We start from the raw sequence: 14,485 nt of genomic DNA on the forward strand, positions 1-14,485 counted from the left end.
GCTGTAGGAGGAGGAGTCGAACCTCCACGGGGCAGTTAGCCATAGCACAAATAAGATTAGTGGTCAACCCAATTATACTACGTTTATCCTGTGATCCCCACCCTCGAGACAAGAGGGCATGTCTGCCAATTTCATCATCCCACAGTATGTTTTATCATCACTTCTGGTTATTGCTTTTCGTTAACCGGTTCGTTAGTGATTGTGATGCAAATCTAACGAGAGGACTAATTTATTGCAAATTTTTTAAGAGAAATTTTGGAATTTTCGATATTTTTTAAATATTTGCATATAACTTTAAAGCTTTCAAAAACAAATTGTAAAAATGAGCCACAATTTGAATATTGACAAACTCGATTTACAGATTATCAGCGAGATGATGTCGAATGCTGAGATTTCTTACGCTGATCTGGGGAAGAAATTGTTCGTTTCCGGCGGGACTATCCACGTTAGAATGAAGAAATTGCAAGAACTGGGTGTAGTTAAAGGTACTAAATTACATGTGGATTTAAAAATGATCGGCTATGATGTAATAGCCTTTATAGGTATTTATCTTGAAAAAAGTTCCATGTATGATACCGTTGCAAAAGAACTAAGGAAGATACCGGAAATGGTACGTCTCAATTATACTACTGGCAGCTATAGCATGTTTGCTGAGATTATTTGTAAAGATATTACGCAGCTCCGTCGTATTCTCCATGATGAGCTGCAGAAAATAAAAGGTATTGAAAGAACCGAAACCCTGATATCCCTCGAAGAGAGTTTTTACCGGACTATTAACGTGGTAGAATAGTTGGTTTTTGGGAATGAGGAGGAACCTGGTTGCTTTTTCATTCTTAATTATTAATTTTCGTCCATGGTTACAACAGAAATTGCCGAGAAAATACAACGGCTGGAAGAAAAGTATGCCGCCATGGGCCAGAATCTGTCATCCTATCTGGATGGCTTGCTGTATGCGGATTACCTTACCTATTGGGATTATATTCAATTGGATGTATTGCTGAATTTACAACATCCACGCACGCCGATTCCGGATGAAAATATTTTCATCATTTACCACCAGATTACGGAATTATATTTTAAGCTATCGCTGCAGGCTATCGAACAGATTTGCCAGGCGCCGGTAGTAACGGCCGATATATTTAAAACCCAGTTAAAAAGGATTAATAATTATTTCCGTAATCTCATCAACTCTTTCGAGATCATGGTGGATGGGATGGATAAGGAACAGTTTCTGCAATTCCGCATGGCGTTGTTACCTGCCAGTGGTTTCCAAAGTGGGCAGTTCCGCATGATCGAGATCTGTTCCACCCGTTTATCTAACCTGGTATATGAGCCCTTGCGGCCCCAGGTAGCGCATCTCCCCCTGAATGAAGTGCTGGATAGCATTTACTGGAGAAGTGGCGCCACAGAGCTGGCCACAGGCAAGAAAACCCTGACCTTGCGCCAGTTTGAGCTGAAATATATGGATGCTTTTTTCCACCTGGCTACCCGCTATGAGCACAATAATATGCAGGCCCGTTACCAGCAGTTAACGCTGGAAGAACAGGCCGACGTGATTCCACTCTTAAAAGAATATGACCTGAATATCAATGTGCGCTGGCCACTGATGCATTATAAATCTGCCGTGAGATATCTCCATAAAAAGCCAGAGGATATTGCCGCTACCGGTGGTACTAACTGGCAGCAGTATTTGCCTCCGAAAAACAAGCGTATAGTATTTTTCCCGGAACTCTGGTCTGAGGAAGAGTACAATAATTGGGGGAAAATGGCCATGGGCGAATAAGGTGGTCTAAATATCCTGTGTAGTAAATCTTCTTATATAGTAAGCCAATAGCGGTACATCTGCTTTTTCCAGCGGATGTGCCGTGTTTGGTAGCACGGTTAGTTGTGCTAGGGGCAACGATTTGTACACTTCAATGGTTTCCTGGAAAGATACCATATTGTCGCTATCTCCCATAATCAGCATGCAGGGAGTCACAATTTGGGCATAGTCGGTTTGTTTCAGCAAAGACTGGTGTCCCAGTTCTTCTATGAGCTGGGCTGTGCGGGAGACCACCATTTTCCAGTTGTTGGCCATATGCCGTTGTTGCAGTGCTTGCGCAAAAGCGGGCACTTTTTCTTCTATCAGCACAGGGTCTAGTTGCTTTATTTCTTTCCCGGCAGTGGCCTCGTTCCAATTGAATTTAGTGGCGAGGGTAATGATCCGGCCGGTTTTTTCGGGGTAATGCCTGGCCAAGTATAGGGCAACGTACCCACCCATGCTGTATCCGAAAATATGTATGAAATCCAGTTGACGTTGTTCCAGGTAGGAGAGTACTTCTGCCGCAAATACCTGTATGCTGAAGCCTTGTTCAGAAAAAGGCATATTGCCGTGTCCACTGAAATTAAGTTGATGTACATCGTAATATGCCGACAGCTCTTCAGCGAGGCGTTCAAACTGTGAGGATGCGCCTAATGTACCGTGTAAAAAGAGTATGGGGAGTTTATTGTTCTGCATTGATTAAAACTAGCAAATTATTTTGACGCAAAGTAAGTGATAAGAGACGCAAAGTAAGTGATAAGATAAGAAAAGCCCGCGGCGAATTTTTTTTGCTGCGGGCTTTGTAATGATGGGGAGGAAGGGTAATTAACCAAATCATCTGGCCAGATATGCCCCATCAATGGGATAATAGCTTCCGGTTACGAAAGAAGAGAGCGGAGTACTAAGCCATAACACAAGTTCCGCCACTTCTTCCGGCTTGCCTAACCTGCCTATGGGATGCAATCCTACGAGGGCCTGCATCTCCTGCTGGCTCAGATGTTTGGTTAATAAAGGAGTGTCTATGAATCCGGGGCCTACCGCATTGATCCGGATGCCCTTCATAGCATATTCTACCGCGGCAGTTTGGGTAAGTCCTACGATGGCATGCTTGGCCGAAACGTAGGCACAGGAGCCGGCAAATGCTACGGCGCCTAATATAGATGCCATGTTCACGATTACGCCGCCGCCGGCTTTTTCCATTACCGGAAGTTGGTAGCGCATTCCGTAAAAAACGCCGTTCAGGTTTATATCAATTACTTTTTTCCAGTCTTCCAGTTGGTATTCACCAGTGAGGGCGGAAGTGCCGCCAATGCCGGCGTTGTTGCAGGCAATATCCAGTTGTTTGAATTCGGCCAGGGTGGTGGCTACCAGTTGTTCGCAATCTGCTGCGTTGCTGGTATCCGATTTGATGAAAATGGCCTTGCCGCCCTGGTTTTTGATGCCATTTGCCACGCTGTTCCCACCTTCTTCGTCGATATCGCTGAGTACTACGCTGGCGCCATGCTTGGCATACAGTTCTGCAACACACTTGCCAATGCCAGAACTACCGCCGGTAACTAGCGCAACCTTGTTTTTCAATAGTTCCATTTCAAACTTTTTTGCCCTTATAAACAATACATCCCGATGAAATGTTCCTCGTTTTTTTTTATTATGTTTGCATAGATGTTGCCGATGAATTTTTCTTCACTTAAGATGTCCCATCATCGAATCATGTTTTTTAAATACTAGTAATGGAATACAATACCACGCGTAATCACCTGATAATGAAGGAGTATGGCAGGAATATCCAGAAAATGGTGGAATACCTGGGAACCATAGAAGACGACTATGAGCGTCAGCGTAATGCCATGGCGGTTATTGAGCTTATGGGTACGCTGAACCCGCATTTACGTAATGTGGAAGACTTCAGGCATAAATTATGGGACCATATCTTTAATATTTCCGGTTTTACTTTAAAGGTTGAATCTCCTTACCCGGTGCCTACATTGGAAAAGTTGAGAGCCAGACCGGAAAGGCTGCCATATCCTAAAAAATACCCCAGAAACCGTCACTTCGGCAAAAACCTGGAAATGATTATTGATAAAGCCGTACATGAAGAAAGTCCTGAAAAGAAAGAGGGATTTACCCAATGTATCGGTAACTATATGAAATTAGCCTACACTAATTGGCATAAAGAAAGTGTACACGACGATGCTATCCGGGGTGAATTAATGGCTATTTCTGAGGGCCAGTTGGAATATCATCCTGGTCATAGTAGTAGTCAGCAACCGGCTGCTCCGGTAGGCTTTGGTGTTAGCGGAAATACCATCACCAGCGGCGGCGGAGAACAGTTCCGTTCTGGCAAACGCAAGAATTTCCAGCAAAACAAATTCAAAAGCAGCAATAACAGCGGCAAAAACAGTAGTAACAAGCACAATAATAAATACAAAAACAGGAACAAGTGAGCAGTGCTTTTGAAGTAAGAGGTGGCAACCGCTTAAAAGGGGAAATTGTGCCCCAGGGTGCCAAAAACGAAGCTTTACAAATCATCAGTGCCGTGATGCTGACCCCGGAAAAGGTTACTATCACCAATATCCCGGATATCGTAGATGTAAATCTATTGATTGAGCTGTTAGGAGATGCTGGCGTAAAAATTAATCGTATTAGCAGGGATACCTGCGAATTCCAGGCAGACAATGTTGATCTGAAATACCTGGAAGGTCCCGAATACAAAAAGAAATCAGGAAAGCTCCGTGGATCTGTGATGATCGCCGGTCCTTTGCTGGCCAGATTCGGACGGGCATTTATACCGAAGCCCGGAGGAGACAAAATAGGCCGTCGCCGGCTGGATACCCATATTATTGGGTTCCAAAACCTGGGGGCCCGTTTTGTATATGATGCAGACGATAACTACTTTCGTCTGGAAACCGATACCGGTGGCCTTAAAGGAACTTATATGCTGTTGGATGAGCCCAGCGTTACTGGTACCGCCAATATTGTGATGGCGGCAGTAATGGCGTCGGGTGTTACCACTATTTATAACGCTGCCTGCGAGCCTTATTTGCAACAGCTTTGTAAGATGCTGAACCGTATGGGCGCACGTATTAGTGGTATAGGCTCCAATCTGCTTACTATTGAAGGCGTAAAATACCTGGGTGGTTGCGAGCATAGCATGTTGCCAGATATGATTGAGATAGGCTCTTTCATCGGTTTGGCTGCCATGACACAAAGCGAGATTACCATTAAAAATGCCGGTGTGGAACATCTGGGGATCATCCCGGAAAAATTCCGCCAGTTAGGTATACAAATAGACATCCGGGGTAATGATATTTATATTCCTTCCCAGGATTCCTACGAGATCCAAACCTTCCTCGATGGCTCTATTCTTACCATATCCGATCATCCCTGGCCGGGCTTCACTCCAGACCTGCTAAGCATAGTGCTGGTAGTAGCTACCCAGGCAAAAGGCAGTGTGATGATCCATCAGAAAATGTTTGAGAGCCGCTTGTTCTTTGTAGATAAGCTGATAGATATGGGCGCCCAGATCGTATTATGCGATCCGCACCGCGCTGTGGTGATTGGTTTGGGCCGGCAGCATGCACTGCGCGGTATTACTATGTCATCGCCGGATATCCGCGCCGGCGTATCCCTGCTTATTGCTGCATTGAGTGCAGAAGGGAAAAGCATTATCCAGAACATCGACCAGATAGACCGGGGCTACCAGTATATCGATGAACGCCTCAGAAATCTGGGCGCCGACATCAAAAGAGTGTAAAATAGTTATTCTTACTTTTTATAAGCACCCAAATTCCAGCAAAACTTTTTACTGGTTTTTGGGTTTTGCATTTGAAGTGATCGCTACCTTGATTTTAATTTAATAATGGAAAAAAAGATCATCATCGTAACGGCACCCTCCGGAGCCGGTAAAACCACCATCGTAAAAAAATTGCTGGCTAATATGCCAGTACTGGCTTTTTCAATTTCTGCCAGTACCCGTACGCCCCGTGCTAACGAAGTACATGGAAGGGATTATTATTTTATGTCTGCCGACGATTTTCACCAGCAGATAGAAGAAAATGCTTTTGCGGAATACGAAATGGTATATGCCGGTAAATATTATGGTACGCTCAAAAGCGAACTGGAGCGTATTTGGAGCAATGAGCATATCCCGATGGTAGATATTGATGTAAAAGGGGCATTATCCATCAAGGAGAAATATCATCAGCATGCGCTGACCATCTTTATACAGCCTCCTTCATTGGATGCGCTACGGGAAAGGCTCAGTGAAAGGGGTACCGAAACCCAGGATTCCCTGGAAGAAAGGTTGGCTAAAGCCCGGTATGAGCTGTCTTTCGCACATGAATTCGACTGTATTGTAGTAAACGACCAATTGGAAAAGGCATACGAAGAAGTAAAAAAGCTGGTGACAGATTTTTTAAATATAAAATAGCCGCTTGATTGTTGGTTTTCCTAATTCATTATTTTTGTTAGGATGGACGGATACACAATAATTATTCTAGTTTTCCTGATCTTGCTGGCAGGTTTCTTTTCCGGTATAGAAGCCGCTTTTGCCAATGTTAATAAGCTGAGTATTGAGCTTAAAAAGAAGCAGGGCAGGTCTACCGGCAAGATATTAGCTGGTTTGAATGAGCATCCCAGTCGTTTTCTGGCCACCAGCCTGGTAGGGTTTACTATTACCATTGTTATTTATGGTATTATGGTAGCTGGCGCATTTCAACCGGCTTGGGATGCAGTGGTAGGGCAGTCGGAGTTAACAGGCATCCAGCCTTTTGTTATTTTCCTGGAAGTGATATTGGCCACCCTGATCATCCTATTCCTGGGTTTTTTTATTCCCAGGGCTATTTTCAGGTCCCGGCCAGAAACATTGTTGGGCTTTTTTGCACTGCCGCTTTCGCTGGTAGCCAAACCGCTGTATGTGATCGGCAATTTGCTGGCCTCTATTGCAGAATGGATGCTGAAATACCTTTTCAATGTACGCCTCCTAGACAACGGAGAGTCTTTTACCCGGGTAGATGTAGAACATTTTATCAGGCAATCCCAACAGCACTTTGGTGAAAATAATCAGGAGCTGAATGCGGAACTGTTTGAAAATGCCTTATCACTGGCGCACGTAAAGATCCGTGGCTGCTTAATTCCCCGTAAGGAGATTGAGGCGCTGGAAATCCAACGGCCTATTAATGACGCACGGAAGAAGTTCATGGATACCAAATTATCCAAGATCATCATCTACGAAGGGTCTATTGATAACATCCTCGGCTATATCCACCAGTTAGATATGTTCAAGAATCCGGAAGATATCAACAGCATTATTCATCCTATTTTGGCCGTGCCTGAAACCATGAGTGCAATAGACTTGCTTAGTAAGTTCAATAAAGAACGGAAGAGCATTGCTTGGGTGGTAGATGAATTTGGTGGTACTGCAGGTATTGTTACCATCGAAGATGTGCTGGAAGAAATTTTCGGGGAAATCAAAGATGAACATGATGAAGAAGAATTTGTAGAAAAGCAGATTGCAGAAAAAGAATATATTTTTTCCGGCAGATTGGAGCTTGATTACTTGAATGAAAAATATGGACTGGATTTTCCGGAAGATGAAAGTGAAACACTATCAGGGTATATTATCAACCATCACGAAACAATTCCGAAGATCAAAGAACGTATCATAATTGATGACTATGAGTTTGATATTCTGAATGTTACGGATACCAGAATTGAAATGGTGAAAATGAAGATGCTGATATAGCCTATACCGTTAATCAGGGGCATTTATCAGATATTAATATGATATAAATCTTTTTATAATATCCGTATTAACGAGTCAATAACAATTTTACAGGGCCTTTTTTTAAAAAAGTAGTAGGAATTTAACACGGATTGTATACATTTGCTCCTGTTGATGTAACACAATGATTTGATTTTTGTTAAAAGGTTGTAAAAAAAGTGTTCCAACATTGATAATAAAATAATTCTTGTTATTTTTGTATTACAATATAAAACGCAACCAGCGATTCTTACTTATTCTGAACGCTTGCCATCAATTAGGTAAGTAGCGTCACTGGAAGCTAAAGACATTCTCGAATTCAACTTTTTTGGGGTTAACAAACAATGGATGAAAGGCCGGCTCTTGATTCTTCTCGGGCTGGCTCTTTTTTTTACCCTATCTCATCTTTCTCCTGCTTTATTTCGTATCTGATCCTGCACATAGCAAGCAACAAGTTAAAGCCTTGTAAAATTAGGGGACTTTATCCCTGGCTTACTGTAATTTGTAGTGCTCAACCGCTATATTTGTGATCCTTAATGCAACTGTATTCAACATCGACCGTATAAAGTAAAGTATGTTAAAAAAATTATTTTCGAATAATGAGGACAAGGCTGAAATGTCTTTTTTCGACCACCTGGAAGACCTTAGGTGGCATCTCGTAAGATCAGCCCTGGCGCTTGTTGTATTCAGTATATTCGGCTTCTTGTATACAGAGGAGATCCTGGATAATGTAATTTTTGGACCTACCAACGCCAACTTCCCTTCTTATATCATATTATGTAAACTGGGTCACTGGGTGGGTTTGGGTGATCGTTTGTGTATTACTCCGGTAAAGGTGCAGTTCCTGAATTCTCAAATGGTAGGGCAGATCATGCTACAGTTTAAGCTCGCCTTTATCATTGGCTTTGTTTGCGCCTTCCCCTATATATTCTGGGAGTTCTGGCGTTTTGTAAAACCTGCCTTGAAAGAAAGGGAGCTGAAGGGAGCACGTGGTATTATTTTCTGGGTGTCGTTCCAGTTTTTCTTGGGCATCAGCTTCGCTTATTTCCTGATGGCGCCTTTTACCATTAACTTCCTGGCTTCCTATACGGTAACCACAAAAGCAGTAAACCAGTTTTTTATTGCCGATTACTTTGATCTGATGACCCAGATTGTATTGGGTATGGGGCTCTTGTTCCAATTGCCCATCCTGGTATTCTTCCTCACAAAAATTGGCATCCTTACGCCTGACTTCCTGCGAACATACAGAAGGCATGCTATTGTGGTGATCCTTATTCTGGCGGCAATTATTACGCCTCCAGATCTGGTAGACCAGCTGATCGTATTCGTGCCTTTATACTGTCTTTATGAAATTAGTATCTTTATATCCAAGAAGGCGTTGAAAGACCGGGAAGACAAGCTGACCAAAGTAGAAGTAGAAGAGTGGTCTTAATATCATCAATTGTAAATAAGTAAAGTGAATGGAAAATACCGTATTTGATCTGACACTGCCTGTTGCTATTGGTTCCGACCATGCAGGATTTGAATATAAAGAAGCTGTGATCTCTTATCTGGAATCAAAAGGAGTAGCGGTGAAAGATTATGGCACGTATGCTAAGGATTCGGTGGATTATCCAGATTATGCACATCCGGTGTCTACAGCGGTAGAAACAGGGCAGGCAGCTTTTGGTATCCTGATATGCGGTAGTGCGAATGGTGTGGCAATTACTGCTAACAAGCACCAGGGTATACGCGCAGCGATCTGTTGGGGAGAAGAGCTGTCTAGGCTGGCCCGTTCCCACAATAATGCTAATGTGTTGTGTATCCCGGCCCGTTTTGTAGATATGCCGATGGCTAACCAAATGGTGGAAGTGTTTATCAATACTCCATTCGAAGGTGGCCGTCATCAGGATAGAGTGCGTAAAATGGCTTGCCTTTAAGCACTCTTAATAACATGTAAACGAAAATATCTGAATAAAAAAAGAGCCGGGAGTATATCCGGCTTTTTTTGTTGAAGGGAAGGAAAACGATACTTCAAAAAAATATACCATGAGAAGGATTGCTATTTTAAGTAGTTGTTTATTGTTTGTTACCGCAGCTTGTGCGCAAGTAAACCCACATCACCGGTCAGAGCCGGGATTCGACCCTACGGCAGTTCGCTATGGGGAGGGCATTACACCGGCAGCGTTGAGCAAGCAACTACATATTATAGCGGGGCCTGAAATGGAAGGAAGAGAAACGGCTACCCGCGGGCAGCAAAAGGCCGCTGCCTATATTATCAGCCAGTTTGAGCAGGCAGGTTTGCAGCCTGGCGTACAGGGCAAATGGGAACAGTATTATCCCTTATATACGGATTCATTGCTCAACAGCGCTATTATAGTTGGTGATAGCACTTTTATATATGGGCGTGACTTTTATGCAGATCTGCGCGCCGGCGCCAGCCAGGTGCTTGCTGTGCACCAGGTAGTTTACGCAGGCCAGGGCATTGTTAATAATGAGCGCGACGATTACGACCGCCTGGAAGTGAAAGACCAGGTAGTGTTGATCAGGGAGGAAGTAAAACATGAGTTGTCCCGCAACAGGAGCAGTTTGCAGGAGAGGATTAAAACGGCCGATGAGAAAGGAGTGGCCGCTTTGATGGTGATTACGCCTTATGCAAGTGGCATCAATCAGGATAAATTGCGTACAACAGGTATCTATCTAAAAAAAGATAGTATTCAATCCCCTAATGTCTATTATATTTCTCCTGCCATGGCGGCCGTTATTTTAGGCGTTGGCAGTAAGGGAGAGCCTTTGTTGCACATCGAAAAAATACAGGCGCCAGCATTGGTAAAAACGACGTTGCAGCTTACGTTGAATAAAAAGGGCACTACGTTGTTGCCATCTAATGTATTGGGCTATCTGGAAGGAACAGACAAGAAAGATGAGGTTGTTTTTATAACGGCGCATTACGACCATTTGGGAAAGAATGGCGGTAATATTTTTTATGGCGCAGACGACGATGGCTCTGGTACCAGCGCTGTAATAGAGATTGCCAGGGCATTTGCACTAGCGAAACAAGAGGGGCATGGCCCGCGCAGAAGTATAGTGTTTATGACGGTATCGGGCGAAGAGAAAGGCCTTCTGGGCTCTCAGTATTACACAGAACATCCGGTATATCCTTTAAAGGAAACCGTAACCGACCTGAATATTGATATGATCGGGCGTATTGATCCTGCACATGAAAAGGATACTAATTACCTGTACATTATTGGGGATAATAAGCTTAGTTCAACATTGCGCACCATCAATGAAAGCGCTAACAACGCCTATACGAAATTGCAATTGGATTATAAATACAACGATCCCAACGACCCCGAGCAATTCTACTACAGGTCCGACCACTACATGTTTGCACAGCATGGTATTCCTATCATCTTTTATTTTAACGGCACGCATGCCGATTATCATCAGCCAACAGATACGGTAGAGAAGATTAATTTTAGCTTATTGGCAAAGAGAGCACAGCTTGTTTTTTTTACCGCCTGGGATATTGCTAACCGTGAACATAGATTGGTAGTGGACAAGCATGACAAATAAGCGTTTGCAACAAATAGGTAGCACCCCTTATAATTAACCCAAATCCTTTTTGTTTATTTTAACAATTTATTTTAAATTGTGTATAGAGTCTTTGTTTTCAGTATCAAAACATAATTATTTTTTCACTTGATATAGTGATTGGTGAATGTAGGGATTGGTTAAAAATGGTTTTTGAACATCCGGATACTTATTAAACATTTTTAACTAAGCTGTTGTTGTTCAGTCGGTATTTATAGGATCAAATGGCTTTTACCGGCAATGAGTTTTCTTGCTGGATATCGCTATCTGTAACCATATAAATTACCATTATGAAAACACCTGCCACCTTTTCAAGTTTATGCATTTTTGATTCAGCAAGGCGATCGCACTTGTGTGCTTTATAGATAGATATCTTGACGGAAACACTTAGTATACATGCATTTTTAACCTTATTTATTAGTTGTCCTGGTTGTTCAGAATGATTAAACGGAAATGCTCACTGCACGCAATTTGGTATACCTGCTATGCTCATGGTGAAATCTAAAATAAAATAGAGAATGCATGCACGGTTTTTATAATGCTTATTGGTGGATTTTTTTGTTGAGAGGAATTTTTGCTTTGGTATTAGGCATTTTAGCGGTAGGGTGGCCGGAAGCTACTTTTACTACTTTGATTGTTTTCTTCGGGACTTATCTTTTTATAGCAGGTATTTTGGCTGTCATTGGTGTTATAGCGGCCCGGAAAACAAGCGAAAACTGGAGTGTTTTTCTCTTTTCAGCCATCTTCGGCATTATATTAGGTATCCTCACATTTTATAATCCCTTTGCAACAGGTGCTGCGTTGATTTATCTGATAGCATGCTGGGCTTTGATAGCTGGTTTATTGGAACTGATCATTGCTATCCGATTGCGAAGGGTTGTTACTGGTGAAGGTTGGTATATTTTAGGAGGTTTGCTGACGATCTTGTTTGGAACTCTTTTAGCCGCAAACCCCGTTGCCCCCGCAGTAACACTTACCTGGATATTTGGTATTTACGCCATATTCACCGGTTTATTTTTGATAATACTATCCGTGAGACTACGTAGACATAGCAGGCCTAGAACGATAGCTTAGACGAAAGATCCGGTACCCTGTTTACTATTTTTAAAGTACCCCATATGCAAGCTTATTCTTTAACTAAAAACTATTCCTAATGATTACCGTTACACCTGACTAAGGCACCTGTTGCTGCTGCTTTTCAGGGTGTTGATACCTCCCTGTATCAATAAGCGCTGCAGGTGCCGACAGTACTCGCCGGCGGAGAATCCGGTGTTTTACCATTACTGTCTAAGTTTTCTTCTCCCAGCACCTTACAGGCCGCTGCCATGGTTATTTTATGAATAATTTAAAGTTAACCGTTATGTCATCCACCGAATTCAATAATTTGTTACTTGGAAATGCAGATTTTCTGCGCCCTTACGCTGTTACTTTAACTAAAGACTCAGAATCAGCTAAAGACCTTTACCAGGAAACGCTGTTCAGGGCATTGTCTAATCGTGATAAATACCTTGCAGGCACTAATATCCGGGCCTGGTTGTATACCATCATGAGAAATATCTTCATTAATAACTATCGTCGTGGTAACCGGCAATACCGTTTATTGGATAATGCTGTTGGTGATTATTTGTTGAGCCATCAACCCTCTGCTATCGGGAACTTTGCAGAATCGGACCTGCGGGTTAAAGATGTACAAATGGCTGTTTATAACCTCCCTGTTATCTTTAAACAACCGTTTCTGTTATATTTTGAAGGATATAAATACTATGAGATCGCCGCTATTCTCAATGAACCTTTAGGAACCGTAAAAAGCCGCATCCACTTTGCACGTAAAATGTTGAAAACACGCATCACCCGGCATTGATGGATCATATCTGAATACACTAATCAGACTTTTGGATAGCAGAAGTCTGCAAACCCTCAGCAAAGACCATTGTCAGCTGTTGCTAAAAGTACTATGAACACCCGGTAGTGAGCTTAAGATTGTCGATGATACGCTCCACGGCATAGCTGTCTTGATCCTTATAAGTAAGCAGTGCACTTGCTGTACGCTTGTTTGCAGACTCCTGTTGCTAGCTGCCAACTTCCAGATTCCAGCCCGCTTGGCTGTTATATTGCTTTTGTCCCTAAGGCACAATTCTTTGTTAAATAAACGTTTTGTAGTCCCTGAAAATAGTATTACTGGTTTTTAAACCGTTAATTAGCACTATTATTTATTGCTTCAGAAATTTCTGCTACTGCCTGTAGTCGCTTAATAATTCTTATCTATCTATGCCAAAAGTTACTTTTAACAACAAGAATGCACTCTTTTTCCCTGCCCTTAAGTCTGCTGTGGAGGAGTATTTTAGTATTAACAACATTCCTAAAACAGGGAATTGGGAATTATACCTTAAAACAGTGGTCCTGATTCCTGCTGCTATTACCCTTTATCTTTCTGTATTGCTGATCCCTATGCCGGCAGCTCTTTCCATTAGCCTATGCGCAGTGCTTGGCTTTGTATTGGCCTGTATAGGATTTAATGTGATGCACGACGCCTGCCATGGTAGTTATTCTTCCCGTAGTCAGGTCAACGATACTTTAGGGCTCACCCTTAATGCACTTGGTGGTAATGCTTTTATTTGGAAACAGAAACATAATATTATACATCATACTTATACTAATGTAGACGGTTTGGATGATGATATTGCTAAGAGTCCGCTGATGAGACAATGCGGTTCTCAAAAATGGGTACCTATGCATCGCTTACAGCATATCTATGTGGTGGCTGTATATGCGATATCGTCTTTTGCCTGGATCTTTATCATGGATTTTACAAAATATTTGAGTCGCAAGGTATATAGAACGCCTCTTCAGTCTATGAAGCTATCAGACCATGTAACGTTCTGGGTAAGCAAATTGCTATATGTACTTTTTTACATAGTACTGCCAGTTGTACTGATGGGTTGGCAAGCTTGGGCGATTGGCTTTGCTGTAATGCATGTGATTATGGGCTTTACATTGGGTATCGTATTCCAATTAGCCCATGTAGTGGAAGAAACCCAATTTGAAGTGGTAGGGGATGATGCTAAAGTGATTGAAAATGAATGGGCTATACATCAAATCAAAACAACTTCCAACTTTGCTCCCGGGCATAAGCTGATTTCATGGTTCGCTGGTGGACTGAATTACCAGGTGGAACACCATCTTTTTCCGCGTATTAGCCACGTTCATTATCCTGCGTTAAGTAAGATAGTGGAAGCCAAATGTATAGAGCATGGTTTGGTATATAATTCAATCCCTACAATGCAGGGAGCGGTAGCTTCGCATTTTCGTTTTATGAAGACGTTAGGAGTAAAACCCCACTAAACTTT

At 42.5% G+C, this 14,485-nt stretch carries 14 protein-coding genes; 12 read left to right on the top strand and 2 right to left on the bottom strand.

Annotated features, from left to right (window positions below):
* Window positions 1-322 precede the first annotated feature (322 nt).
* The gene (locus ACDQ55_RS04860; RefSeq protein WP_079471223.1) at window positions 323-790 is read left to right on the top strand and encodes an Lrp/AsnC ligand binding domain-containing protein; all 468 of its coding nucleotides are present in this window, start codon (window positions 323-325) and stop codon (window positions 788-790) included.
* A gap of 63 nt (window positions 791-853) precedes the next feature.
* Window positions 854-1,783: a tryptophan 2,3-dioxygenase family protein gene (locus ACDQ55_RS04865; RefSeq protein ID WP_420980037.1), complete on the top strand. Its 930-nt coding sequence runs from the start codon at window positions 854-856 to the stop codon at window positions 1,781-1,783.
* Between the two features lie 6 nt (window positions 1,784-1,789).
* On the opposite strand, the gene ACDQ55_RS04870 is transcribed toward ACDQ55_RS04865, so the two are convergent.
* Window positions 1,790-2,497 (bottom strand): alpha/beta fold hydrolase, encoded by a 708-nt coding sequence (locus ACDQ55_RS04870; RefSeq protein ID WP_420980038.1) that lies wholly within the window; start codon window positions 2,495-2,497, stop codon window positions 1,790-1,792.
* 138 nt (window positions 2,498-2,635) lie between these two features.
* The gene (locus tag ACDQ55_RS04875) at window positions 2,636-3,388 is read right to left on the bottom strand and encodes an SDR family NAD(P)-dependent oxidoreductase (protein ID WP_420980039.1); all 753 of its coding nucleotides are present in this window, start codon (window positions 3,386-3,388) and stop codon (window positions 2,636-2,638) included.
* Between the two features lie 143 nt (window positions 3,389-3,531).
* Here ACDQ55_RS04875 and ACDQ55_RS04880 point away from each other — a divergent pair, with 143 nt between their 5' ends.
* From ACDQ55_RS04880 to ACDQ55_RS04925, 10 genes are all read left to right on the top strand, one after another.
* The gene (locus tag ACDQ55_RS04880; RefSeq protein ID WP_420980040.1) at window positions 3,532-4,245 is read left to right on the top strand and encodes a DUF4290 domain-containing protein; all 714 of its coding nucleotides are present in this window, start codon (window positions 3,532-3,534) and stop codon (window positions 4,243-4,245) included.
* Window positions 4,242-5,555: a UDP-N-acetylglucosamine 1-carboxyvinyltransferase gene (gene murA / locus ACDQ55_RS04885; protein WP_420980041.1), complete on the top strand. Its 1,314-nt coding sequence runs from the start codon at window positions 4,242-4,244 to the stop codon at window positions 5,553-5,555. Before ACDQ55_RS04880 ends, murA begins: the two co-directional genes overlap by 4 nt.
* 105 nt (window positions 5,556-5,660) lie before the next feature.
* The gene (gene gmk, locus ACDQ55_RS04890; RefSeq protein ID WP_420980042.1) at window positions 5,661-6,230 is read left to right on the top strand and encodes a guanylate kinase; all 570 of its coding nucleotides are present in this window, start codon (window positions 5,661-5,663) and stop codon (window positions 6,228-6,230) included.
* 42 nt (window positions 6,231-6,272) lie between these two features.
* Complete coding sequence (locus ACDQ55_RS04895; RefSeq protein WP_420980043.1) at window positions 6,273-7,544, top strand: hemolysin family protein; 1,272 nt, start codon at window positions 6,273-6,275, stop codon at window positions 7,542-7,544.
* Between the two features lie 592 nt (window positions 7,545-8,136).
* Entirely contained in the window at window positions 8,137-8,994 is an 858-nt protein-coding gene (gene tatC / locus ACDQ55_RS04900; RefSeq protein WP_420980044.1) for a twin-arginine translocase subunit TatC, read from the top strand.
* Between the two features lie 28 nt (window positions 8,995-9,022).
* Window positions 9,023-9,481, top strand: a complete 459-nt coding sequence (rpiB, locus tag ACDQ55_RS04905; RefSeq protein WP_420980046.1) for a ribose 5-phosphate isomerase B — start codon at window positions 9,023-9,025, stop codon at window positions 9,479-9,481.
* A 109-nt stretch (window positions 9,482-9,590) separates the two neighbouring features.
* Complete coding sequence (locus ACDQ55_RS04910; protein WP_420980047.1) at window positions 9,591-11,120, top strand: M28 family peptidase; 1,530 nt, start codon at window positions 9,591-9,593, stop codon at window positions 11,118-11,120.
* A 540-nt stretch (window positions 11,121-11,660) separates the two neighbouring features.
* The gene (locus ACDQ55_RS04915) at window positions 11,661-12,212 is read left to right on the top strand and encodes an HdeD family acid-resistance protein (RefSeq protein ID WP_420980049.1); all 552 of its coding nucleotides are present in this window, start codon (window positions 11,661-11,663) and stop codon (window positions 12,210-12,212) included.
* 286 nt (window positions 12,213-12,498) lie between these two features.
* Window positions 12,499-12,999: an RNA polymerase sigma factor gene (locus ACDQ55_RS04920; protein ID WP_079471211.1), complete on the top strand. Its 501-nt coding sequence runs from the start codon at window positions 12,499-12,501 to the stop codon at window positions 12,997-12,999.
* A gap of 407 nt (window positions 13,000-13,406) precedes the next feature.
* Window positions 13,407-14,480 carry a fatty acid desaturase family protein gene (locus ACDQ55_RS04925; RefSeq protein ID WP_420980051.1) on the top strand — a complete coding sequence of 358 codons (1,074 nt, stop codon included), beginning with the start codon at window positions 13,407-13,409 and terminating at the stop codon, window positions 14,478-14,480.
* The last annotated feature ends 5 nt before the right edge of the window (window positions 14,481-14,485 follow it).

It is taken from the genome of Chitinophaga sp. 30R24 (assembly GCF_049056765.1).
GTDB lineage: Bacteria > Bacteroidota > Bacteroidia > Chitinophagales > Chitinophagaceae > Chitinophaga.